Origin of the sequence: Polynucleobacter sp. MWH-UH35A (assembly GCF_018687075.1) — a bacterium.
GTDB lineage: Bacteria > Pseudomonadota > Gammaproteobacteria > Burkholderiales > Burkholderiaceae > Polynucleobacter.
Genome location: NZ_CP061285.1, coordinates 795,192 through 819,904 on the forward strand (window position 1 = coordinate 795,192; position 24,713 = coordinate 819,904).

Genomic DNA, 24,713 nt, shown 5'->3' on the forward strand with positions numbered 1-24,713 from the left:
GGGTAACTATTGAATTTCAGAAAGCTAGAAAACATCCGTGCTGTCAGCATCTAATATCACCATGCAGTTTGGGGCAAAACCCCTCTTTGAGAACATTTCCGTGAAGTTTGGCGGCGGCAATCGTTATGGCCTTATCGGCGCGAACGGTTGCGGTAAATCTACCTTCATGAAAATTTTAGGTGGCGAACTTGAGCCAACTAGCGGTAACGTGAGTTTGGATCCCGGCATTCGTTTGGGTAAGTTGCGTCAAGATCAATTTGCTTACGAAGATGTTCGTGTACTCGATGTGGTGATGATGGGTCACGAAGAGATGTGGAAAGCTGCAGCAGAACGTGATGCAATTTACGCTAACCCTGATGCTTCTGATGAAGATTACATGAAGGCTGCTGAGCTTGAGGGCAAGTACGCAGAATACGGCGGTTATACAGCTGAGGCAAAAGCAGGTGAGTTGCTATTGGGTATTGGTATTCCTATCGAGCAGCACAATGGTCCAATGAGTAATGTGGCGCCCGGTTGGAAATTGCGTGTATTGCTAGCGCAGGCTTTGTTCTCTGACCCAGACGTTCTATTGTTGGATGAGCCAACCAATAACTTGGATATTCACTCTATTCATTGGCTTGAGGACATCCTCAATCAAATTAAGAGCACCATCGTCATCATTTCCCATGATCGTCACTTCCTCAATGAGGTCTGCACACATATGGCGGATATGGACTATGGAACGCTGAAGGTTTACCCAGGAAACTATGACTCCTATATGCTGGCATCGGTGCAAGCGCGCACACAGCAGCTAAGCAACAACGCTAAAGCCAAAGAAAAAATTGCTGAACTACAGGCGTTCGTGGCACGATTCTCTGCAAATGCTTCTAAAGCGAAACAAGCAACTTCACGCCAACGGCAACTGGAGAAGATTGAAGTTGTTGAGGTCAAGCCATCTTCTCGCCAAAATCCGTTTATACGTTTTGAGTATGAAAAGAAGCTTCATAATATGGCGGTGGAGTGCAATGCACTTACTAAAGCCTATGATCGCGTGATCTTCAAAAACTTTAAACTGGGTGTGCGTGCCGGTGAGAAGATTGCCATCATTGGTCAAAACGGTGCTGGTAAGACAACACTGCTGAAAGCTATTTTGAGCAAGCGCTTCGAAGGCATTGCTGTTGATAGTGGTGATGTGAAGTGGGCTGAGAACGCAAACGTTGGTGTAATGCCTCAAGACAATACTGAGTTGTTTGCAAAAGACGAGTTGCTCATGGATTGGATGAACAACTGGCGCAACACTGGTGATGATGATCAAGTGATCCGTGGCACATTAGGCCGCCTATTATTCTCCGGCGATGATATTGGCAAGTCCGTGAAAGTGCTCTCTGGTGGCGAAAAGGGCAGAATGATTTGGGGCAAACTCATGCTCCAAAAATATAACGTGTTAGCAATGGATGAGCCGACCAATCACATGGATATGGAATCTATTGAGAGTTTGCAGATTGCGCTCGAGAAATACGATGGCACGCTCATATTTGTTTCTCACGATCGTGAATTCGTATCCGCTTTGGCTAATCGTATCTTAGAGGTGAAGATGGATGGTACGGTAGTAGATTACTCTGGAACCTACGAAGAATATTTGCGTAGCCAAGAACTAACGGGGTAGTCCGCCAAGCTCACTAGCAAGCCCGCCATGAATTCTTTAAGCGGGCTTGTTTTCTTTAGCTTGTCGTTGAAAGCGAGTTGCAGTGCCTTCTGCACGAATGCGTTTCCATACTGACGCTTTTTCGTCATCAGAAAAGAACACCCAATTGCTCACTTCATTGAGTGTGCGTCCGCAGCCTTGGCAGATTTCGTCGTAAAGCGTGGTGCATACGCCAATGCACGGGGAGTCGGACTCGTTATCCCCTGTAGATAGGGAGTGAGAGCCGTCTTGCGAGGCTAATTTATGGTCGTTGCTTCCAGAATTCATAGCTGTACTTTAGTTGATTTCAGGGGACTGTGCTCGGCCAGCTCGTCTACATAGGCGCCAATACCTTGATGCTCTCGATCCAAGAAGTGCTGTACAGCTTTGGCAAACTGCGGATCAGCTATGAAATGAGCAGATTGGATGGTGGTTGGTAGAAATCCGCGCGCCATCTTATGCTCGCCTTGTGCGCCTCCTTCAAAGGTCTTTATCTTGTTAGAAATACAGTATTCAATGGCTTGGTAGTAAGCAGTTTCAAAGTGTAGGCAGGGTACATGCTCAATAGCACCCCAATATCTTCCGTATGCCTTTGAATTCTCAGCATCTACCACTAGCATTGAGGCTGCAATTGGGCTGCCATTACGCTCCGCAATAATCAAATGTAAATTTTCAGGCATGCGTTGTGCCCATAACTTAAAAAATGCCAGGTTGAGATATGGGTTGGAGCGATGTTCTAAGTATGTATTTTCATAGCAGCGATAGAAAAATTCCCAATCGGCAACAGTGGAGAATATTCCTGGTACATGTCTAAAGCAAATGGATTCCCTTGCTACTTGTTCGCGCTCACGTCGTATATTTTTACGACGTTTCATTGTTAAAGCAGATAGAAAATACTCGAAATTCTCAAAGCCTTGGTTGTGCCAATGAAATTGCACGGAGTCACGTAGCATGAAGCCATTCTTCTTAAAGCCATTTGCCTCGAGAGTTATGGGAAATAAGATGTGCGCTGAAGACAGATTATTTTGCATTACTAAAGTCTTCAGCCCTTTGATTAACCTCTCTTCAATCAACTGATGATCTCTATTTTTATTGCATAGGATTCGAGGGCCTTGGACAGGTGTAAATGGGATGGCGCAGAGCGCTTTCGGAAAGTACGCCATGCCTTGTTGCTCGTAGGCTTGAGCCCATGACCAATCGAACACAAATTCTCCGTAAGAGTGTTGCTTTAAATACAGAGGCATTGCGCCAATTAGTTGGTCATGGTCTTTTAGGAGTAGGTGCGCAACTTGCCACCCTGTATTACCTCCAACACATCTGGTTTCTTCTAACGCACTGAGAAATTCATGACGCAAAAAAGGTCCTGCATCAGTAGGAAGTAGGGCATTCCAGTTCTGGCAGGGGATATCGCTTAAGCGATCAAGTATTTCTAATTGAAATGAACCGGGCTGGGCCACGATTAACGCTGAATGAGCTCTATTTTGTAGCCATCAGGATCGGTGACAAATGCAATGATGGTATCGCCACCAGCTACTGGACCAGCTTCACGGGTGACATTACCGCCTGCTGCTTTAATCTTTGTGCATGCGGTATAAGCATCAGGAACACCAATAGCAATGTGACCATACGCAGTTCCCATCTCATAGCTATGAACCCCATGGTTATACGTAAGCTCAATTTCAGCCTGACCATCACCATTGCCTTTGCCAAAGCCGACAAATGCAAGTGAATACTTTTGCTCAGGGCGCTCGGTAGTGCGGAGCAAATTCATGCCCAAGACTTTGGTATAGAAATCAATCGAACGATTTAAGTCGCCAACGCGCAGCATGGTGTGTAGGATCATCATGGTTTGAATATAACGCTATTTAATGAATTTTGTTTTGAATGAAAAACCCCGGCATCTAACCGGGGTTTGTTGTATTTCACCTTCTTACATTGATGCGTAGTTTGGTCCGCCACCACCTTCAGGTGTAACCCAGACGATATTTTGCGTGGGATCTTTGATATCACAAGTCTTGCAGTGCACGCAGTTTTGAGAGTTAATTTGTAGGCGCGCTTTGCCATCGGTTTCCACAAATTCATAGACGCCTGCGGGGCAGTATCGTTGCTCAGGACCTGCATAGGTTTTGAGATTGGTATCTACAGGTACGGAATCATTCTTCAGGGTTAAATGAATAGGCTGATTCTCGGCATGATTGGTATTAGAGATAAATACAGATGAGAGGCGATCAAACGTAATCTTGCCATCTGGCTTTGGATAGTCAATTGGCTTGTGTTGAGCGGCCGGTTCTAGGCATTCATGATCGGCATGTTTTAGATGAACAGTCCAAGGCATATTGCCACCCAACAGTTTTTGCTCTAATCCCACCATTAAGGTGCCAAGATAGAGTCCTTTGGACATCCATGGTTTGAAGTTGCGCGCTTGATTGAGTTCGGTATGTAACCAACTATTTTGGAATGCAGTTGGATAAGCAGACAAAACATCTTCGGAGCGATTTTCATTGATGGCCGCTACTGCTGCTTCTGCAGCAAGCATGCCCGTCTTAATGGCCGCATGACTACCTTTAATGCGAGAGGCATTTAAGAAGCCTGCGTCACATCCGATGAGTGCACCACCAGGAAATACTGTCTTAGGCAGACTGTTTAAGCCGCCCGCTGTCAGTGCGCGGGCACCATAGGCGATACGTTTACCGCCTTCAAATGTTTCCCGAATCTTGGGATGTAACTTATAGCGTTGGAATTCTTCAAACGGAGAGAGGTAAGGATTTTTATAGGAAAGTCCAACTACTAAACCAACTGCGACCTTGTTATCTCCTAGGTGATAGAGAAATGAGCCGCCATAGGTATCACTCTCCAACGGCCAGCCTGCTGTGTGGACCACCAGTCCAGGCTTGCTCTTTGAGGGTTCTACCTCCCAGAGCTCTTTAATGCCAATGCCGTAGCTTTGTGGATCAGCATCTTTATCTAGTGCAAATTTAGAGATGAGTTGTTTGCCGAGATGCCCGCGTGAACCTTCTGCAAAGAGGGTGTACTTACCCCGCAACTCCATACCCAGTTGAAATTGATCCGTTGGGTTACCTTCTTTATCCAAACCCATGGAACCAGTAATGACTCCACAAACTGCACCTTGATCGTTATACAGAATTTCTGCCGCAGGAAAACCGGGAAAAATTTCAACACCAAGATTTTCTGCTTGTTGACCGAGCCAACGTGTGACGTTTGCAAGACTAACAATGTAGTTGCCTTCATTTTTAAAGCAGTGGGGCAGCATCCAATTGGGAACTTGATGCGAGTTATCACTGGTTAAGAATAAAAACTGATCTTGAGTTACTTCTGTTTCTAGTGGCGCTCCTAATTCTTTCCAATCGGGAAATAACTCAGTAAGCGCCTTTGGATCCATTACCGCCCCAGAAAGAATGTGAGCGCCGATTTCGGAACCCTTTTCTAGAACGCACACGCTGATTTCTTTACCGGAGGCATTGGCCAGTTGCTTAGCTTTAATGGCGGCTGATAAGCCCGCAGTCCCACCCCCCACAATGACTAAGTCATAGTCCATGGAGTCTCTAGGACCAAATTGCTCTACCAGTTCAGCAGCATTCATTCAATTTCTCCGAAATTTCTCAAAAATAGGGTATTTAAGCCCTAATAGTTTAGTTCTAACTGCCAAAAACCAATTCAGTGCCAAGACCGCCTAGTTTAGGGAGTCTGAAGCGTTATGATTGCTTTTTTACCCATTTTGGCAATATTAGGACAAAAGTTATGAATAAAACTTACCCATCGGCAGTAGATGCCTTGCGGGATATCTTAAAAGACGGACAGAAATTGGCTGTTGGTGGCTTTGGTCTTTGTGGCATTCCCGAGGCTTTGATTCAGGCGGTGAAGGATTTGGGCGCTCAAAATCTTACGGCGATTGCTAATAACGCTGGCGTAGATGGTTTTGGTTTGGGTTTGTTGCTTAATTCTCGTCAAGTAAAAAAGATGGTTGCATCTTATGTAGGTGAAAACAAAGAATTTGAACGTCAGTACTTGGCAGGTGAGTTGGAATTGGAATTTACACCCCAAGGTACCTTGGCTGAAAAATTACGTGCAGGTGGTTGTGGCATTCCTGCCTTCTATACCAAGACTGGTGTTGGTACATTGGTTGCGGATGGCAAAGAAGAGAAAACATTTGATGGTGAGAAATACATCATGGAGCGCTCAATCGTTTCTGATATCTCCTTAGTAAAAGCATGGAAAGCAGACAAGTCAGGGAACTTGGTTTATCGCTACACCGCACGTAACTTCAATCCAGTTGTAGCAATGGCCGGCAAGATTACGGTTGCAGAAGTTGAGGAGATCGTAGAAAACGGTCAATTGCATCCAGACGAAATCCACACGCCGGGCATTTATGTGCACCGTCTTGTGATTAATAAATCACCTGAGAAGCGAATTGAGCAGCGCACTTTAACTGCAAAGGCGTAATTTCCAGAACGCTAAAGCAATAGTGCAGCAACAAAACAGCAACAGAACTAAATACTTAGGAAGATCGAAATGCCTTGGACAAGAGATGAAATGGCGGCGCGTGCTGCTAAAGAATTAAAAGACGGTTACTACGTGAATTTGGGTATTGGCATGCCTACCTTGGTAGCCAACCATGTACCTAAAGATATGGAAGTATGGCTTCAGTCTGAAAATGGATTGTTAGGCATTGGCCCATTTCCAACTGAAGAAACCATTGATGCCGACCTCATCAATGCTGGCAAGCAAACCATCACAACTTTGCCTGGCTCATCCATTTTCTCTTCTGCTGATTCATTTGGAATGATTCGCGGCGGCAAAATCAACATTGCCATTTTAGGTGCAATGCAGGTAAGCGAGCACGGTGACTTGGCCAACTGGATGATTCCAGGAAAAATGGTTAAGGGCATGGGCGGTGCGATGGACTTGGTAGCCGGCGTGAAACATGTGGTTGTGCTGATGGAGCATGTTGCCAAGAAAAAGGATGGCACTGAAGAGCTTAAAATTTTGCCGAAATGCACATTGCCTTTGACGGGGGTGGGCGTCATTAGCCAGATCATTACTGACCTATGTGTTCTGGATATCACCCCTAAAGGTTTGAAGCTCACTGAACTTGCTCCGGGCGTAACCAAGGAGGAGGTTATCGCTAAGACAGGTGCCCCTGTCGATACAACGGGTTTCTAAGCAATTTATCCAGATGAATGAAATAATGGAATCACTATGTCGGGATTCCATTTTTCTCATTCAAAACCCTCAAATTCCAAAATGAATTCGGGTGTTGATCCATCGCTTCATGCTCATAAAAAGGGTGATGCTCGGCATACCCACAGCAAGCAAGTCTCCAATCAAAATTTACTATTGATCGCCTTAGTCCTCACTTTGGGCTTTTCTGGGATTGAGGGTGCTGCAGCGTACTTCGCCAACTCATTGGCTTTGATATCCGATGCTGGCCACATGGTCACCGATGCAGCGGCATTAGGTCTAGCTTTATTGGCGCAAATTATTTCCCGTAGACCACCATCTCCAAAGCATTCTTTTGGCTTTGGACGTGCTGAAGCACTTGCTGCATTTGTAAACAGCATTGCGATGTTGGCCTTAGTTGTCTGGATTGTGGTTGAGGCGATTAGTCGCTTCTATGATCCCCACAAAGTAGATGGTCTGACAGTAACGGTAGTTGCTGCCATTGGCCTCGTGATGAATATTGTTGTTGCCTGGGTGCTTTCTCGCGACAAGAAGAGTGTAAATACACGTGCTGCCCTGGTGCATGTCATGGGGGATCTATTGGGATCAATTGCTGCACTGGTTGCGGGCGTTGTAATTCAGCTCACTGGCTGGATGCCGATTGACGCAATTCTCTCGATTCTGGTCTCACTGCTGATTCTTAAATCCACTATTTCGATTCTTCATGAGTCCTATCACTTTCTAATGGAGGGTGTACCGCTTCATATTGACTATCTGCAGGTCGGTACTGATTTAAGAAATACACCTGGTGTGCTTGCGGTCCATGATTTACACGTCTGGGAAATGACGCCAAGCTTTCCGGCATTGATTGGACATATTGAAATTGCCGATATGCAAGAGTGGCCACAGATCATGTCTCGAATCAACGAAATGCTATTAAACAAGCACGGCATTGATCATGTCACTTTACAACCTGAGGAGGTGGGTGAGGGTCATGAGCATGAGCACGATCACGCTAGTCATGAAGTTCGCAATGAAACGCAAGCGGAGAATGTGTTTCATGATGGTGAAACTTTTTATGTAGAGTGTTCAAGCGGGGATGAGAAACATCGCATGGCTTATCACGCTTGGGGAAATCCAAATAACAAAGTATTACTCTGCGTTCATGGTCTCACAAGACGGGGCAGTGACTTTAAGACGCTTGCACAGGCAATGTATAAAGACTATTACGTTGTGTGTCCAGATGTTGTCGGTAGAGGTGATTCAGATCGACTCAGCAATCCCATGCTCTATGCGGTGCCACAGTATGTTTCAGACATTGCTGCTTTAGTGAAAAAACTGAATGTTACTCAAGTTGACTGGTTTGGCACGTCGATGGGTGGTCTTATCGGCATGGTGTATGCCGCCATGCCAAATTCTCCGATACGTCGCATGCTGATTAATGATGTGGGCCCTAGAATTCAGCCCGAGGCAATCAAACGTTTGGGTTCTTATGTTGGCCAACCATTTGCCTTTGCCAATCGTGAAGATGCACTTACTCGCTTAAATGAAATTTGCGCTAGTTTTGGTGAACATACTCCGCAAGAGTGGGAAATTTATAACGGACCTATGTTGGTTCAGAAGGAGGGTAAATGGATCATGCATTACGACCCTAATATTTCTGTGCCGTTTGCATCTGTCAATCCCATTATGGCTAAAGCTGGCGAGATGGCGATGTGGCATGCTTTTAAGCAAATTCATATTCCGATGCTCATCGTACGTGGCAGTAATTCAGACTTGCTCTCAGCGGCAACCGTTGCTGAAATGTGCAAAGTCAATCCATATGCTCGCAGCATTGAGATCCCGAATGTAGGTCATGCGCCCGCATTTGTGAAGCCAGAACAAATTGCGTTGGCAAAAGAATTCTTCAGCTAATCCTCTAATTCATTTTTGCCGATGGCAAATGCTCCCATCAACACCGAAAAGCTAGCCGTATTTCAGGATGCTTGGTATGGCGAGCCAGCTGAATCACATGCACTTGCTGTATCGCAGATTCTGCAAACTCTCAATCTAGATGAGGCAACCCTCATTGCAGCAAGCAATATTGCGCGCACCCATGGCAAAGAGGCGCTTACTAAGCTGATTGGTGAAGAGCCTGCGAAGTTGCTGATTGGTTACCGCGGTTTACGCCAAGCCCAGGCAAAGTTAGTGCGTGGCGATGGTGGTTTAAGTGTCACTGGTCAAGAAGAGATGTTGCGCAAAATGCTTTTGGCTTTTGGTGATGATCTTCGAGTAGTGCTTATTTATCTTGCATCTCGTTTGCAGACCCTGCGTTGGGTAACTCAAGAGAAAATTGAGATGCCTGCGGCCTGGGCGCAAGAAATCCTGAATATCGATGCCTCCTTGGCGAACCGTTTAGGTATTTGGCAAATGAAATGGGAGATGGAGGACTTAGCATTTCGTGTCTTATCTCCACAAACCTATCGGGACATTGCCAAGATGCTTGATGCCAAGCGCATTGAACGTCAATCCTTCATCGATCAAATCGTTCTACAGTTGCAACAAGAATTAAAAGCTGCGCAGATTAAAGGCGAAGTGCTTGGAAGACCAAAGCATATCTATAGCATCTGGAAAAAGATGGAGGGGAAGTCTTTAGACTTTGCCAATCTGTATGACGTTAGAGCGTTCCGAGTCCTGGTCGATGATGTGAAGTCTTGTTATGCCGTCTTGGGTATCGTGCATAACGTGTGGCAGCCAGTTCCTCGTGAGTTTGACGATTACATTGCAAGGCCTAAACCAAACGGTTACCAATCCTTACATACGGTGGTAATGAATGCTGATGGCACTGCATTTGAAATTCAAGTGCGCACTCAAGAAATGCATCAACAGGCTGAGTATGGTTTAGCGGCACACTGGCGCTACAAAGAGGGCGCTTATGTCGGCATGGCAACGCCACCCAATCCAACAAAATCCAATAAGCCCAGCATCCATCATCAACAGGGTACGCACAGCGCTGAGGTGGCCTATGAGCGACAAATTGCCTGGGCCAGACAGCTCATCTCCTGGAAAGAAGATGCCTGGGAGCAACTAAAACATCATGAGATTGATGATCACATTTATGTTCTCACTCCATTAGGAAAGGTCATTTCTTTGGAGAAGGGTTCAACGCCAATTGACTTTGCATATGCTGTTCATACCAGTCTTGGCCATCGCTGTAGGGGTGCGCGAGTCGATGGCGCTATGGTACCACTTGAGACCGCATTACATAATGGTCAAACAATCGAGATCATTGCTGTTAAACATGGCGGCCCCTCTAGAGACTGGATTAGTCCAGATAAACATTATTTGCGTTCGCAAAGAGCGCGGCAAAGGGTGCGCGCTTGGTTTAATGCGCTCGACGATGAAGAGACTGCTCAGTCTGGAAAAGCGTTAGAGAGCAAGACGGACGCTATCACAGAACTAAAGACTGTCTCCTCTCCGCCTGAAATTGTCTTGCGTAGCGGTAGTCATAAATCAGGGCGGGGTGGTGATGTCTTGGTGGTGGGAGTTGACTCACTACTAACGCAATTAGCACGTTGTTGCCGGCCAGTACCGCCAGATTCAATTGCTGGATTTGTCACTCAAGGCAGGGGTGTCTCGATCCATCGACGTTCTTGTAAAACCTTTAGAGGCCTATTGGAAAGAGCGCCAGAGCGGGTCATTCAAACGGCATGGACCGCCTCGGCAGCAGATCCGATCGCCAGCCAGGAGCAAAAACGCGTATTCCCGGCTGACTTGGTGGTGAGTGGTTTGGACCGTCCTGGGCTCATGCGGGAGCTTTTTGAGATTCTCACAAGACAAGGTGTGCATGTTATCGACCTGCGTAAATCGGTCAAAAAGGGTCTGGCGCAGATACTTCTGACAATTGAAGTAAGGGATTCTGAGGTCTTGCGCTTGGTTCAAAACAGTCTAGAAGAGGTCAAAGGGGTCACCCAAGTACGCCGCCGGTGATAAACTCTAGGGCTGTATAGGCTCGTAGCTCAGCTGGTTAGAGCACCACCTTGACATGGTGGGGGTCGTTGGTTCGAGTCCAATCGAGCCTACCAACGAATAAGACCCAATAGAGGCGCGGATGCCCCAAAGCTACCGCGCTTTCTTTTTGGGAAAGATGTCTGGAATGAAGTTCGGTAAATAAGATGGGGTCGTCATGCTTGTAGTTACTCTACCCGATGGGTCAAAACGTGAGTTTGAGGCCCCAGTTCGCGTTGCTGATGTTGCGCAGAGCATTGGTAGTGGTCTTGCAAAAGCTGCTTTAGGCGGCATTGTGGACGGCAAGATGGTCGATACCAGTTTTGTAATCGATAAAGACAGTCAACTTGCCATCATTACTGATAAGAGTCCAGAGGCGCTAGAAATTGTGCGTCACTCTACTGCGCATTTACTTGCCTATGCCGTAAAAGAATTATTTCCTGAAGCGCAAGTCACTATTGGTCCAGTTGTAGAGAATGGTTTTTACTATGACTTCTCTTATCAACGTCCATTTACGCCTGATGACTTGGTTGCCTTAGAGAAGAAAATGACTGAGCTTGCTAAAAAAGATGAGCCAGTAATTCGAAGCGTGATGCCGCGTGATGAGGCGGTTAAGTTCTTTAAAGATCAAGGCGAGAACTACAAAGCAGAATTAATTGCCAGCATTCCACAAGGTGAAGACGTCTCGCTGTATGCCGAAGGTAAGTTCACGGATTTATGCCGCGGACCTCACGTGCCATCCACTGGAAAGCTGAAGGTATTTAAGTTGATGAAGCTTGCTGGCGCTTACTGGCGTGGTGATAGCAAGAATGAGGTGTTGCAGCGTATCTACGGCACTGCCTGGCTACGCAAGGAAGATCAAGATGCTTACCTACATATGCTTGAAGAGTCTGAGAAGCGTGATCATCGCCGTCTCGGTAAGCAACTCGATTTATTTCACTTCCAAGAAGAAGCTCCCGGATTAATTTTCTGGCATCCAAAAGGTTGGTCGATTTGGCAAGAAGTTGAGCAGTACATGCGTCGCGTGTATCAGCAAGAAGGCTATCAAGAAGTGAAAGCCCCACAAATTTTGGATCGTGGTCTATGGGAAAAATCGGGCCACTGGGAAAATTACAAAGAGAATATGTTTACGACAGAGTCGGAGAATCGTGCGTATGCATTAAAGCCGATGAACTGTCCCGGTCACGTACAAATTTACAACTCTGGTTTGCATAGCTATCGCGAATTGCCATTGCGTTTTGGTGAGTTTGGTCAATGTCATCGCAATGAACCATCTGGTGCCTTGCATGGTTTAATGCGCGTGCGCGGTTTTACGCAAGATGATGGTCATATTTTCTGTACCGAAGACCAAATTCAATCTGAAGTGGCGGCTTTCGATAAAGCAGTGCGTGCGGTGTATCAAGATTTTGGTTTTACCGAGGTGGCTGTGAAGCTCGCTTTACGTCCAGCCAAGCGTGTAGGTGATGACGCTATTTGGGATAAGGCGGAAGAGGCTCTTCGTGGTGCATTAAAGGCTTCTGGTCAGGAATGGGAAGAATTGCCTGGCGAGGGTGCTTTTTACGGTCCGAAGATCGAATATCACCTCAAGGACTCCATTGGACGTACTTGGCAGTGCGGCACGATACAGGTCGATTTCTCCATGCCAGCCCGTTTGGGTGCTGAATATGTGGCTGAGGACAATAGCCGTAAGACGCCAGTGATGCTCCACAGGGCAATTGTGGGCTCTTTAGAGCGTTTTATTGGCATTTTGATCGAAAATCACGCTGGAAATATGCCTGTTTGGCTTGCTCCGACCCAGGCTGTAGTGCTCAATATCTCAGGAAATTCTGCTGCATATGCACAACAAGTGCAGCAATTGCTGAAAAAACAAGGGTTTAGAGTCGAATCGGATTTGCGGAACGAGAAAATTACGTATAAAATACGCGAGCACGCATTACAGAAGATCCCGTTTTTGCTAGTTGTAGGGGATAAAGAATCTGAAAGTAATACGGTGGCCGTTCGTGCCCGTGGCGGAGTGGATTTAGGTGTAATGCCTCTTGATGCCTTCGTTGCCCGACTCCAGCAGGATATTTCCCAGAAAGTCGGACCCGAGCCTAGCTAGGGTTAGAACAGTCTTTATTGTTTTTTTAAAGGAATTAAGAAGATCGCTACTGAAAAATTGCAACGCATTAATCGGGAAATTACTGCTCCTGAAGTGCGTTTGATTGGAATTGATGGTGAACCCATTGGTGTAGTTAAGTTGAGTGAAGCCTTGGCTGCAGCAGAAGAGAAAGAAACCGATTTGGTTGAAATTGCTCCGACAGCTGTTCCACCTGTAGTCCGCATCATGGACTTTGGCAAATTCAAATACCAAGAAGCCAAGCGCCAGCATGAAGCAAAGCTGAAGCAAAAAGTCATTCAGGTGAAGGAAGTGAAATTCCGCCCTGGTACTGATGATGGTGACTACGGTGTGAAGCTACGCAATCTAATCCGCTTTTTAGAAGATGGCGATAAGACAAAGATTACGCTGCGTTTTCGGGGTCGTGAAATGGCACACCAAGAAATTGGAGCAAGAATGTTGGAGCGTTTAAAGGCAGATCTCGTTGAGTATGGCCAAGTTGAACAGTTTCCAAAAATGGAAGGCCGCCAGATGGTGATGGTGTTGGCCCCCATTCGTAAGGCTAAGTAACTAGGTTCTACCTGGTTCTTATGTAGGGAGGCGCCTGAAGTTAATCGCTAAGGGTGCTGGTATTTTGAAGTGCTTCTGGGTACAGGAAGAGTAACCGTCGGTTGCCACCTATGTTGCACAAGTAATTGAAGGGGTGCTTTATGCCCAAGATGAAGAGTAAGAGTAGCGCTAAAAAGCGCTTCACGGTCCGCGCAGGCGGAACGATTAAGCGAGGCCAGGCTTTTAAACGCCATATCCTCACTAAGAAAACCACAAAGAATAAGCGTCACCTCCGTGGTTCCACAGAAGTTGCGAAATCTGACATCAAGTCAATTCGCTCCATGCTTCCATACGCTTAACCTCAGACTAGATTAGGAGAATTCAATGCCAAGAGTCAAACGTGGGGTTACAGCAAGAGCCCGTCATAAAAAAATCACCGATGCTGCTACAGGTTACCGTGGCCGTCGTAAGAACGTATTCCGCATTGCTAAGCAAGCGGTTATGCGTGCTGGTCAATATGCTTATCGTGACCGTCGCAACAAGAAACGTGTATTCCGCGCTTTGTGGATTGCCCGTATCAACGCGGCAGTTCGTCAACATGACATGACCTATAGCGTATTCATGAATGGTATGAAGAAAGCTGCGATCGAACTCGACCGCAAAGTGCTTTCTGATATGGCCATTGCTGACAAAGCGGCTTTTGCTGCTTTGGTTACTCGGATCAAATCCGTAGTAAACGCTGCAGCTTAATCTTAGTTTTCTAAACTAAGCTGCAATGGTTTCTCTCGACCACATTGTCGAGGATGCTAAACGTGATTTCCTCGGAGCTGCCGATGCGGCAGCTCTAGAGGACGCGAAAGCCAAGTATCTCGGTAAGTCAGGTGTTCTCACTGAGCGTTTAAAAGCGCTTGGTGGAATGTCGCCTGAGGAGCGTAAGAGTGCTGGCGCCCAAATTAATCAAATCAAGACCCAAGTAGAAGCTGCATTACAAGAGCGTCGCCAAGCTTTGGCTGATGCAGTATTGATGCAGCGCCTTGCGGCGGAGTCCATTGACGTTTCTTTGCCTGGCCGTGGTCAGGCTGTAGGTAGTTTGCATCCCGTGATGCGTACCTGGGAGCGTGTTGAAGAGATCTTCCGTTCGATTGGTTTTGATGTAGCCGATGGCCCTGAAATTGAAACCGATTGGTTTAATTTCACCGCCTTAAATAGTCCCGAGAATCATCCTGCACGTTCTATGCAGGATACGTTTTATATTAATGGCAAAGACTCCAATGAGAAGCCTTTGTTATTGCGTACGCATACGAGCCCTATTCAAGTTCGTTATGCAAGCGAGCACGTTAAGAAATATGCTAATGCAGACGTAATGCCGCCAATCAAAGTGATTGCACCAGGTAGAACCTATCGTGTGGATAGCGATGCGACCCATTCACCCATGTTCCATCAGGTTGAAGGTTTATGGATTGCTGAGAATGTTTCCTTTGCTGACCTTAAAGGTGTCTATACAGACTTCTTAAGAACCTTCTTTGAGACAAATGAGTTGCAAGTGCGCTTCCGTCCATCCTATTTCCCATTCACTGAGCCATCGGCTGAGATTGATATGGCCTTTGGCAGCGGCAAACTTGCCGGCCGTTGGCTGGAGATATCTGGGGCGGGGCAGGTTCATCCAAATGTATTACGCAATATGGGTATCGACCCAGAGCGCTACACCGGTTTCGCCTTTGGATCTGGTCTAGAGCGCTTAACCATGTTGCGTTACGGTGTAGATGATTTACGCCTCTTCTTCGAAAATGATTTGCGTTTCTTGGCGCAGTTCCCTGCATAACAATTATTTATTACTTCCAAATATTAGATCGCTATGCAATTTTCTGAATCTTGGCTCCGTCAGTATGTGAACCCATCGCTGGATAGTGATGCATTAGGTCATGCAATGACGATGGCTGGTTTAGAGGTTGAAGAACAACATTCAGTTGCGCCCACATTTACCAAGATTGTGGTTGCGCAGATTCTATCTGCCGAGCAGCATCCTGATGCAGATCGTTTGCGTGTCTGCAAAGTAGACGCAGGAACCGGTCAAGAATTGCAAATCGTTTGCGGTGCTCCAAATGCGCGTGCTGGCATTAGGATTCCTTGCGCCATGGTGGGTGCCGAATTGCCTCCAGCGGAAGCGGGCGGCAAGCCTTTCATGATCAAGGTTGGCAAGCTGCGTGGCGTAGAAAGCCAAGGCATGCTGTGTTCAGGTCGCGAGCTTGGTTTGGGTGATGACCATGAAGGCATCTTAGAGCTGCCTGCAGATGCGCCGGTTGGAAAAGATATTCGCGAATATCTTGACTTAGATGATCAAATCTTTGTTATTAAGTTAACTCCTAATAAAGCGGACTGCCTCTCGTTGATAGGCATGGCAAGAGAGGTTTCAGCGATCACTGGCGCTGCGCTCTGCGCACCAAAGTGGACGCCACCTGCAGTATCGATAGAAGACAAACGCAAGGTTACTGTAGAAAGTAAAGAACTCTGTGGACGCTTTGCTGGTCGTGTGATCCGTGGAGTTAACCCGCAAGCAAAAACACCTGATTGGATTGTGAAGCGTTTATCACGTGCAGGTCAAAGAAGTATTTCCGCTTTGGTTGATCTATCCAACTATGTCATGTTAGAAATGGGTCAGCCAACCCATGTATTTGATATAGATAAGTTAAATGGTGATATCACTGTACGTTGGGCTAAAGCGGGCGAAACGCTTGAATTATTAAATGGTCAAACAGTAACTTTGCATGGTCCAGATTCAGCCGGCAAATTGCAAGACGCCGGCGTAGTAGCGGATCAATCTGGTCCAGTAGCTCTTGCCGGCATCATGGGTGGTAATCATTGTGCCGTATCAGATGACACTCAGAATATCTATGTTGAGGCTGCTTATTGGCTGCCTTCAGCTATCCAGGGCCGTGCTCGTCGCTTTAACTTTAGTACCGATGCAGCACATCGCTTTGAGCGTGGCGTAGATCCACAAAATACGGTGAATTGCTTAGAGTATCTCAGCGCATTAATTATTGAGGTTTGCGGTGGTCAAGCAGGCCCAGTAGATGATCAAGTATTGAATGTTCCAGAGCGCAAGCCAGTCAAAATGCGCTTGGCTAGGGCGGAAAAAGTGATCGGCATTCCGCTAACAACGGAGATTGTTGGGGATGTCTTTAAACGCCTCGGTTTTGAATTCAAACAAGAGGGTGACGTATTTATTATTACGCCGCCAAGCTATCGCTTTGATATTGAGATTGAAGAAGATTTAATCGAAGAGGTCGCACGCATGTACGGCTTCGAAAATATTCCAGATCAACCACCAGTAGCATCCTTAAAGATGAGTGCTAAAGCGGAAGCAAAACGTGGTATTCATTTATTGCGTCAACGTTTAGCACTGCAAGGCTATCAAGAGGCCGTGAACTTTGGCTTTACTGATCTTGAAAGCGAACAACGTCTTGCGGGTGCTCAAGAGCAGGGCCTGATTAAGGTGCTTAACCCGATTGCCAATCAGTATGGTGTCATGCGCAGCACACTGTGGGGTGGTTTGTTGGCTAACCTCAAGGCGAATTTAAACCGTGGTGCAGGGCGCGTACGCCTGTTTGAGGCTGGTCGCGTATTTAAACGAGACTCCAATACACAAGAAGAGGCTGGCAAAGTGGCTGGCTTTCATCAGCCGCAAAAAATTGGTGGGTTGGCTTATGGATCATTTGTTCCTGAGCAATGGGCTAATACAACGCGTGCTGTAGATTTCTTTGATGTTAAAGGTGACCTTGAGCGTGTTTTAGATCCGCTACATTTCGTGACAGAATCCGCTCAGCATCCAGCACTACACCCAGGCCGTAGTGCGAAGATATTCTTGATTGCAGGCAAGAATCGCACAGAAGTTGGTTTTATTGGAGAGCTCCATCCTGGTCTGCAACAAGCTTATGAATTGCCACAAGCGCCAGTGTTATTTGAATTAGATTTGGATCCGATTCGTGAGCTGGGTTTACCAGTCCCTGAGGAATTGAGTAAATTTCCAGCGGTGCAGCGTGATTTAGCGTTGGTAGTAAATCAAAGCGTTTCTTCTCAATCGCTATTAGATGCAATGGCTGCTAGCAAGCAAAACTTCGTGCGCAATATTGAGCTCTTTGATGTGTTCAAGCCGAAGGCGGGATCCAGCAGTATGGCTGACGATGAGAAAAGTTTGGCCTTCCGTGTCACCCTGTTAAACCCTAATGAAACATTGCAGGATCCCCAAATTGATGCAGTAATGGCTGCTTTGTTGGGTGCAGTTGAGAAAAAGTGCGCAGCCCGTTTGCGCTAGGTTTAATATTAGGCATAAATCACATAATTAATTAGTTACCAAAGAGACAAGCAATGACTGAATTGATTACTAACGACACCGTTACCAAGAATGAGCTCTCTGAAGCTCTCTTTGATCAGGTTGGGCTAAACAAGCGCGAAGCAAAAGATATGATCGATGCTTTCTTTGACCGCATTGGCCAGTCTCTTGAGACAGGCGTTGAAGTGAAGATTTCAGGCTTTGGTAATTTCCAGTTGCGCAATAAATCGGCTCGTCCTGGCCGAAATCCAAAGACAGGTCAAATGATTCCCATTGCTGCGAGACGCGTTGTCACTTTTCACGCAAGTCAAAAGCTTAAAGATGTAGTGGAGTCACATGCTCGAGAAAACCGAGTTTGATGCTAGCTCAGTACTGCTGAGCTCTCAACTTCCCCCCATACCAGCTAAACGCTATTTCACCATTGGTGAAGTGGCTGACCTTTGTGGTGTGCGTTCGCACGTACTGCGTTATTGGGAGCAGGAGTTTTCTCAGCTCAGCCCGCAGAAGCGCCGTGGTAACCGCCGCTACTATCAACATCATGAGGTAGTGCTGATTCGCAAGATCCGTTCACTGCTATATGAAGAGGGTTTTACGATTAGCGGCGCTCGTAATCGCCTCGAGGAAGCGCGTGGCGATCTCCGTCTGCGCGAAGAGTTGCAGGCAGTCCTGCAGATTCTTTCTAAATAGTTACTGCTACAATTTTGTCTTTCGTCGGGGCGTAGCGCAGCCTGGTAGCGTACATGCATGGGGTGCATGTGGTCGGAGGTTCAAATCCTCTCGCCCCGACCATTAATGTCTTCATCTTTCATCAAAAACATCTCCCATGACAAGTACTGAAAAATCCATCGAATATTTTGGTCTCAAGATTCCTTTTTTGGCGCATTTGGGTGTTGTGCCTGAGTACGCAAAAGATGGTAAGTCTCGCATTAGCCTGGATTTGAAGCCTGAGTATGAGAATAGCTTTGGTATCGCTCATGGCGGCGTCATCATGACTCTCTTAGACTTTGCGATGGGCGCAGCAGCCAGAAGTACAACAGACGTTCCTTTAGGTGCTATGACCATTGATATGTCCGTGAGCTTCTTGCGGCCCAGTGTTGGCAAAATTGTGGTTGAAGGTACCATTTTGAAGCCAGGTAAAACAATTAATTATTGTGAAGCAGTGGTCTTGAATGAGGCGGGGGAGGTTACTGCTAAATCTAGTGGCACGTTTATGCTCCGAAAATCCAGCGCACCTTAATTAAGTATAGTATTTATAAAGATTATGTATTTTATTTAACTTTATAAATAAAACACTATTAGATATAGGTTAATAATCCAATAATATATATTGTCAGGGTCATTAATTTATATATAATCACTCTCTAATGCGGCTTATTTAAGCTGCATATAACTACTTATTATTCGGAGAGTGAAAACAATATGCCTTCTTATAAAGAGCTTTTAGCCCAACGTGAACAGTTGGATAAACAGATTAAAGAAGCAATCGCCCTTGAAAAGGCTGATGGTATTGCCAAAGCAAAGGCGATTATTGAGCAATATGATTTAACTGCATCAGACCTATTTAGCCGTAAAGCAGGCGGAAAGAGTGCTGGCGGCAAGGTAGCCCCTAAATACCGCAATCCATCTACTGGTGAAACATGGACTGGCCGAGGTAAGGCGCCAAAGTGGATAGAGGGTAGGGATCGCAGCAATTATTTGATCTAAGTTACTGTTCTAATTAAGTTTTAATTGAAATAGGCCGCTTTATGCGGCCTATTTCTTGGTACATTCTCCCAGCCTAAATGAGTCCCTAGGCGCACTTTCTGGCAAGTGCCTCAACGAAGAGTGGCTCCAAGAGTTCATGTCTTGAGCCGTGAGCCCAACGATCTCCCGCCTCAGGATTGGTCGCTGGGTAGCCAATAATGAGGGGGTTAAGGTCAATTAAGCCGTTTGCAAGCTCTTGCTTAATATTCTCATTTAGGGAGTGTTTGCCGCTTGAGTTTTCATCTGCCAGCGCAACGACACCAGGATGAAGCTTAATAAAACCTTCATCCACTAAAATAGGTATGCGCTGTGTGTCCTTGTTTTTACTCAAATAATGGATTAAATGAACTTGTTCAACAGGCGGGATTAAAGCATCCAAAAAGATCAAATCGGGAGCAATCGAGACCGCCTTCATAAGGCCTTCTAGACTATCAACGGCCATTTCCATATCCACCTTAAGTTGCCAGTCGGCAATTGATTCTAATAATTCTTGCCCATTCTCCGATCTTCTAAATATTCCCATGGCAACGCAGTTTTGGGTGGTTTTTTGACGCATCGCCCTTTTTCTTCGTAGTAACTGTTGTTCTAGGGAGCTGGCTAATATTCGCCTATGGCCGCCCCGGGTTTTCCAAGCGATGAGTTCGCCTAATTCCACCATTTTCTGAACTGTGCCTAGAGATACTTGTAAGATCTTGGCGCTTTGGCGTGTGCTGAGATACTCTGTTTCGGGGGTAATCAATTTCATATTTCCCTTAATTTCATTAAATTGTTTGAAGATTTAGAGAATAAAAATCAAAATCATTTGAATCTGTCGGTAACCCTTTAAAGCAGAGTAGGAAACTTCTTATTAATCTCCGCTTATAGGGAGATACCCCAAAATCCCTGAAAATCAGGGAAAGCCCTTTATGTATCAATGGTCATTCGTGTTAAATTACTGTCGTAGTACCAGTATTTGCACAGATCAATTCGTGAAACGGTACAGCCGTGTAACGGATGGTTATAACCACAGTTTTTATTCGGGAAACCCGATGAAAGGTGAGCATCATGATGCAGGATCAAAGAGATAACTCCTATCTCTTCGGCGGAAACGCCCCCTACGTAGAGGAACTCTACGAATCCTACTTGCACGATCCAGCTTCCGTAGCTGATCATTGGCGAGATTATTTCGATAACGTGAAACAGGTTCCAGCGGTTGATGGTTCATCTCGAACTGACGTTGCCCACGGACCGATTGTTGCTTCATTTGCTGAGCGCGCTAAGCAAGGTCCTATCAGAACGATTTCTGATTCGGCCGACTCAGAGATGGGCCGCAAACGCGTTGCTGTTCAGCAGTTAATTGCCGCATATCGTAACGTCGGCAATCGCTGGGCAAACTTGGATCCATTGAAGCGGACAGAGCGCCAGGACATTCCTGAGTTAGATCCCGCTTTTTATGGCTTCACTGATGGCGATATGGATATCGTCTTCAATACTAGTAATACATTCTTCGGCAGAAACGAAATGTCTTTACGCGATTTGCTCCAGGCATTGCGTGAGACTTATTGCGGCACGATTGGCGTCGAGTTCATGTTTATCGCCGATCAGAAGATTAAAAAATGGTGGCAAGAAAAGTTGGAGTCCATTCGCTCCACACCGCAATTTAATGTGGACGAAAAGCGCCAAATCCTGGACCGAGTTACTGCGGCTGAGGGTTTAGAACGTTATCTCCAAGCAAAGTATGTTGGTCAAAAGCGCTTCTCCCTTGAGGGTGGCGAGAGCTTTATTGCCTGTATGGATGAATTAATCCGTGATGCGGGCAATAAGGGCGTTCAAGAGATTGTGATTGGTATGGCCCACCGCGGTCGTCTCAACGTATTGGTAAATACTTTGGGCAAAATGCCTAAGGACTTGTTTGCTGAGTTTGAGCATAAGGGCCCAGAGACATTACCTGCAGGTGACGTGAAATATCACCAAGGCTTCTCAAGCGATATTTCTACTCCTGGTGGTCCAGTTCACTTGTCATTGGCATTTAACCCATCTCATTTAGAGATCGTCAACCCAGTTGTTGAAGGTTCTGCACGCGCTCGTATGGAGCGTCGTGGCGACATGTTGGGCGAGCAAGTGATGCCGGTGTTGGTGCACGGTGATGCTGCGATTGCAGGTCAGGGCGTCATGCAAGAAACATTGGCGATGTCAGAAGTTCGTGGTTATTCCACGGGCGGCACAATGCACATTGTGATTAACAATCAAATTGGTTTCACAACTTCTGATCCACGCGACTTGCGCTCCAGTTTGTATTGCACTGACGTGATGAAGATTGTGGATGCGCCTGTACTGCACGTTAATGGCGATGATCCAGAAGCAGTGGTGTTGGCAACCAAGTTGGCCGTTGAGTTCCGCATGAAGTTTCACAAGGACGTTGCAGTTGACATCATTTGCTTCCGCAAATTAGGTCACAACGAGCAAGATACGCCCGCCATGACTCAGCCATTGATGTACAAAATCATTGCTGCACATCCTGGCACACGCAAGCTTTACGCTGATAAGTTAGAAACTCAAGGTGTATTGCCTGCTGGTACTGGCGACCTCATGGTTAAAGAGTATCGCGCAGCGATGGATGAGGGTAAACAGACTTCTGACCCAGTCTTGAGTAACTTCAAAGGTAAGTTTGCAGTCGATTGGTCTCCATTTTTGAACAAGAAGTGGACTGACGAAGCTGATACAGCGATTCCATTAACTGAGTGGAAGCGTTTGGCTGAGAAGATCTCCACTATTCCCGAGGGTTTCAAAGCACATCCATTGGTTGCTAAGGTTTACAACGACCGTGCCGCTATGGGTCGTGGCGAAGTCAATATTGACTGGGGTATGGGCGAGCACATGGCTTTCGCATCTCTGGTTGCTAGCGGTTACCCAGTGCGTTTGTCTGGTGAAGACAGCGGGCGCGGCACCTTTACCCACCGTCATGCAGTTCTGCACGAGCAAAACCGTGAGAAGTGGGATACCGGTACTTATATCGCACTCCAACACGTAACCAAAGATCAAGCTCCGTTTGTGGTGATTGATTCCATTCTTTCTGAGGAGGCAGTGCTTGGTTTTGAGTATGGCTACGCTGCTGCAGAACCAAATACCTTAACTATTTGGGAGGCTCAGTTCGGTGACTTTGCAAACGGTGCTCAAGTGGTTATTGACCAGTTCATCGCTTCTGGCGAAGTGAAGTGGGGTCGTGCCAATGGTTTAGTGATGATGTTGCCGCATGGTTACGAAGGTCAAGGTCCTGAGCATTCCTCAGCACGTCTTGAGCGCTTTATGCAGTTATGTGCTGATACCAATATGCAAGTTATTCAGCCGACCACTGCATCGCAAATCTTCCACGTATTGCGCCGTCAGATGATTCGTCAGTTCCGCAAACCGCTGATCTTGATGACACCAAAATCATTGCTTCGTAACAAAGAAGCTGCCTCACCTTTATCTGAATTCACCAAAGGCGGTTTCCAAACTGTTATTGGTGAGCGTGATGAGTCTATTGACGCCAAACAAGTTACTCGTTTGGTAATGTGCTCTGGCAAGGTTTATTACGACCTGGTTAAACAACGTGCCGAGAAGAAGATTGGTGATGTTGCCATTATTCGTTTGGAACAGTTATATCCATTCCCGCACAAGGCGCTGACTGCTGAGCTGAAGAAGTATCCAAAGCTGGAAGAGGTTGTATGGTGTCAGGATGAGCCACAAAACCAAGGCGCTTGGTTCTTCGTGCAGCACAACATCTTGGAAAACATGTCTGATGGCATGAAGTTGGGCTATGCAGGCCGTCCCGCATCAGCATCACCAGCTTGTGGTTATGCCCATCTCCACCAAGAACAGCAGAAGTCGTTACTGAATGCGGCGTTTGCCAAACTCAAAGGTTACGTGATTACGAAATAATCGTCTTCATAACTCTACATACACACATACATATAAACAGGATTAATCATGGCTATTTTCGAAGTTAAAGTTCCCCAACTCTCAGAATCAGTTGCTGAAGCAACATTGTTGCAGTGGAAAAAGAAGGTTGGCGATGCTGTAGGTCAAGACGAGATCTTGATTGAAATCGAAACCGATAAGGTTGTTCTCGAAGTGCCGGCTCCTTCAGCTGGTGTTTTGACAGAAATCGTAGTTGCTGATGGAGGCACTGTAGTGGCTGAGCAATTGATCGCCAAGATCGATAGCACTGCTGTTGCAGCCGCTGCTCCAGCAGCAGCCGCAGCTCCAGCACCAGCTGCTGCTCCTGCAGCAGCCCCAGCAAAAGCTGCCGCTCCTGCCGCTAAGGCTGGTGCCTCTGCTTCACCTTCCGCATCCAAGATTCTTGCTGAGAAAGGTGTTGATGCTGGCCAAGTCGCTGGCTCTGGTCGTGATGGTCGCATCACTAAAGGTGATGCATTGAATGCTTCTGCGGGTGGCGCTAAGTCAGCTGCATTGCCAAGCGCACCAATTCCAACTGGCGATCGTCCTGAAGAGCGCGTTCCAATGAGCCGCTTGCGTGCGCGTATCGCTGAGCGTTTGCTCGAGTCTCAAGCAAACAACGCTATCTTGACTACCTTCAACGAAGTCAACATGGGTCCAGTCATTGCTTTACGTAACAAATACAAGGATCAATTTGAGAAGACTCATGGCGTGAAGTTGGGCTTCATGTCTTTCTTCGTTAAAGCAGCAACACATGCATTGAAGAAATTCCCGCTTTTGAATGCATCTGTTGATGGCAACGACATTGTTTATCACGGTTACTTCGATATCGGTATTGCTGTTAGCTCACCACGTGGCTTGGTCGTTCCAATTCTGCGTGACGTTGACCAAATGAACTTGGCTGACATCGAGAAGAAGATTGCTGAATTCGGCACTAAAGCTCGCGAAGGTAAATTGTCGATTGAAGAGTTAACCGGCGGTACGTTCTCCATCTCTAACGGTGGCGTATTCGGTTCTATGCTTTCTACTCCGATCATCAACCCACCACAATCCGCTATTTTGGGTATCCACGCTACCAAGGACCGTGCTGTTGTTGAAAATGGTCAAGTAGTAGTTCGCCCAATTAACTACCTCGCTTTGTCATACGATCACCGCATCATTGACGGCCGTGAGGCTGTGCTTGGTTTAGTTGCTATGAAGGATGCGCTGGAAGATCCTTCACGTCTTCTCCTTGATTTGTAAGAAGG

The 24,713-nt window shown here is 46.5% G+C and carries 22 protein-coding genes and 2 tRNA genes; 19 read left to right on the forward strand and 5 right to left on the reverse strand.

Going from position 1 to position 24,713, the window contains the following annotated elements; translation table 11 throughout:
* Positions 1-37: 37 nt before the first annotated feature.
* Positions 38-1,645 carry an ABC-F family ATPase gene (locus tag ICV36_RS04225; protein ID WP_215401347.1) on the forward strand — a complete coding sequence of 536 codons (1,608 nt, stop codon included), beginning with the start codon at positions 38-40 and terminating at the stop codon, positions 1,643-1,645.
* A gap of 36 nt (positions 1,646-1,681) precedes the next feature.
* On the opposite strand, the gene ICV36_RS04230 is transcribed toward ICV36_RS04225, so the two are convergent.
* From ICV36_RS04230 to ICV36_RS04245, 4 genes are all read right to left on the reverse strand, one after another.
* Positions 1,682-1,951: a DUF1289 domain-containing protein gene (locus tag ICV36_RS04230; protein ID WP_215401348.1), complete on the reverse strand. Its 270-nt coding sequence runs from the start codon at positions 1,949-1,951 to the stop codon at positions 1,682-1,684.
* On the reverse strand, positions 1,948-3,123 hold the full coding sequence (locus ICV36_RS04235) for a GNAT family N-acetyltransferase (protein ID WP_371743216.1): 1,176 nt from the start codon (positions 3,121-3,123) through the stop codon (positions 1,948-1,950). Before ICV36_RS04235 ends, ICV36_RS04230 begins: the two co-directional genes overlap by 4 nt.
* Positions 3,123-3,509 (reverse strand): lactoylglutathione lyase, encoded by a 387-nt coding sequence (gene gloA / locus ICV36_RS04240; protein ID WP_215401350.1) that lies wholly within the window; start codon positions 3,507-3,509, stop codon positions 3,123-3,125. Before gloA ends, ICV36_RS04235 begins: the two co-directional genes overlap by 1 nt.
* 84 nt (positions 3,510-3,593) lie before the next feature.
* A complete protein-coding gene (locus tag ICV36_RS04245; RefSeq protein ID WP_215401351.1) occupies positions 3,594-5,264 on the reverse strand; it encodes an electron transfer flavoprotein-ubiquinone oxidoreductase in 1,671 nt (556 codons plus the stop codon).
* A gap of 158 nt (positions 5,265-5,422) precedes the next feature.
* On the opposite strand from ICV36_RS04245, the gene ICV36_RS04250 reads away from it, so the two are divergent.
* From ICV36_RS04250 to ICV36_RS04325, 16 genes are all read left to right on the forward strand, one after another.
* The gene (locus tag ICV36_RS04250; protein WP_215401352.1) at positions 5,423-6,124 is read left to right on the forward strand and encodes a CoA transferase subunit A; all 702 of its coding nucleotides are present in this window, start codon (positions 5,423-5,425) and stop codon (positions 6,122-6,124) included.
* 69 nt (positions 6,125-6,193) lie between these two features.
* A complete protein-coding gene (locus ICV36_RS04255) occupies positions 6,194-6,844 on the forward strand; it encodes a CoA transferase subunit B (protein WP_068321494.1) in 651 nt (216 codons plus the stop codon).
* 81 nt (positions 6,845-6,925) lie between these two features.
* Positions 6,926-8,755 (forward strand): alpha/beta fold hydrolase, encoded by a 1,830-nt coding sequence (locus ICV36_RS10300; RefSeq protein ID WP_215401353.1) that lies wholly within the window; start codon positions 6,926-6,928, stop codon positions 8,753-8,755.
* A 21-nt stretch (positions 8,756-8,776) separates the two neighbouring features.
* Positions 8,777-10,810 (forward strand): bifunctional (p)ppGpp synthetase/guanosine-3',5'-bis(diphosphate) 3'-pyrophosphohydrolase, encoded by a 2,034-nt coding sequence (locus ICV36_RS04265; protein WP_215401354.1) that lies wholly within the window; start codon positions 8,777-8,779, stop codon positions 10,808-10,810.
* Positions 10,811-10,828: 18 nt separating this feature from the next.
* Positions 10,829-10,905: transfer RNA gene (locus tag ICV36_RS04270), tRNA-Val, on the forward strand.
* 101 nt (positions 10,906-11,006) lie between these two features.
* The gene (gene thrS, locus ICV36_RS04275) at positions 11,007-12,929 is read left to right on the forward strand and encodes a threonine--tRNA ligase (protein WP_215401355.1); all 1,923 of its coding nucleotides are present in this window, start codon (positions 11,007-11,009) and stop codon (positions 12,927-12,929) included.
* 42 nt (positions 12,930-12,971) lie between these two features.
* Positions 12,972-13,496, forward strand: a complete 525-nt coding sequence (gene infC / locus ICV36_RS04280; RefSeq protein WP_215401556.1) for a translation initiation factor IF-3 — start codon at positions 12,972-12,974, stop codon at positions 13,494-13,496.
* 140 nt (positions 13,497-13,636) lie between these two features.
* Positions 13,637-13,834, forward strand: a complete 198-nt coding sequence (rpmI, locus tag ICV36_RS04285) for a 50S ribosomal protein L35 (RefSeq protein ID WP_215401356.1) — start codon at positions 13,637-13,639, stop codon at positions 13,832-13,834.
* A 25-nt stretch (positions 13,835-13,859) separates the two neighbouring features.
* Complete coding sequence (gene rplT / locus ICV36_RS04290) at positions 13,860-14,225, forward strand: 50S ribosomal protein L20 (RefSeq protein WP_011902675.1); 366 nt, start codon at positions 13,860-13,862, stop codon at positions 14,223-14,225.
* Positions 14,226-14,250: 25 nt separating this feature from the next.
* Entirely contained in the window at positions 14,251-15,297 is a 1,047-nt protein-coding gene (gene pheS, locus ICV36_RS04295; protein WP_215401357.1) for a phenylalanine--tRNA ligase subunit alpha, read from the forward strand.
* A 33-nt stretch (positions 15,298-15,330) separates the two neighbouring features.
* The gene (pheT, locus tag ICV36_RS04300; protein WP_215401358.1) at positions 15,331-17,787 is read left to right on the forward strand and encodes a phenylalanine--tRNA ligase subunit beta; all 2,457 of its coding nucleotides are present in this window, start codon (positions 15,331-15,333) and stop codon (positions 17,785-17,787) included.
* Between the two features lie 53 nt (positions 17,788-17,840).
* Positions 17,841-18,164 carry an integration host factor subunit alpha gene (locus tag ICV36_RS04305; protein WP_215401359.1) on the forward strand — a complete coding sequence of 108 codons (324 nt, stop codon included), beginning with the start codon at positions 17,841-17,843 and terminating at the stop codon, positions 18,162-18,164.
* Complete coding sequence (locus ICV36_RS04310; RefSeq protein ID WP_215349475.1) at positions 18,142-18,492, forward strand: MerR family transcriptional regulator; 351 nt, start codon at positions 18,142-18,144, stop codon at positions 18,490-18,492. Before ICV36_RS04305 ends, ICV36_RS04310 begins: the two co-directional genes overlap by 23 nt.
* A 25-nt stretch (positions 18,493-18,517) precedes the next feature.
* A tRNA-Pro gene (locus tag ICV36_RS04315) sits at positions 18,518-18,594 on the forward strand.
* Positions 18,595-18,628: 34 nt separating this feature from the next.
* Positions 18,629-19,042 carry a PaaI family thioesterase gene (locus tag ICV36_RS04320; protein WP_215401360.1) on the forward strand — a complete coding sequence of 138 codons (414 nt, stop codon included), beginning with the start codon at positions 18,629-18,631 and terminating at the stop codon, positions 19,040-19,042.
* A 182-nt stretch (positions 19,043-19,224) separates the two neighbouring features.
* Complete coding sequence (locus tag ICV36_RS04325) at positions 19,225-19,509, forward strand: H-NS family nucleoid-associated regulatory protein (protein WP_215401361.1); 285 nt, start codon at positions 19,225-19,227, stop codon at positions 19,507-19,509.
* 85 nt (positions 19,510-19,594) lie between these two features.
* On the opposite strand, the gene ICV36_RS04330 is transcribed toward ICV36_RS04325, so the two are convergent.
* Positions 19,595-20,293, reverse strand: a complete 699-nt coding sequence (locus tag ICV36_RS04330; RefSeq protein ID WP_215401362.1) for a helix-turn-helix domain-containing protein — start codon at positions 20,291-20,293, stop codon at positions 19,595-19,597.
* Positions 20,294-20,592: 299 nt separating this feature from the next.
* Here ICV36_RS04330 and ICV36_RS04335 point away from each other — a divergent pair, with 299 nt between their 5' ends.
* Both ICV36_RS04335 and odhB read left to right on the forward strand, forming a co-directional pair.
* Entirely contained in the window at positions 20,593-23,448 is a 2,856-nt protein-coding gene (locus ICV36_RS04335) for a 2-oxoglutarate dehydrogenase E1 component (RefSeq protein ID WP_215401363.1), read from the forward strand.
* A gap of 48 nt (positions 23,449-23,496) precedes the next feature.
* A complete protein-coding gene (odhB, locus tag ICV36_RS04340) occupies positions 23,497-24,708 on the forward strand; it encodes a 2-oxoglutarate dehydrogenase complex dihydrolipoyllysine-residue succinyltransferase (RefSeq protein WP_215401364.1) in 1,212 nt (403 codons plus the stop codon).
* The last annotated feature ends 5 nt before the right edge of the window (positions 24,709-24,713 follow it).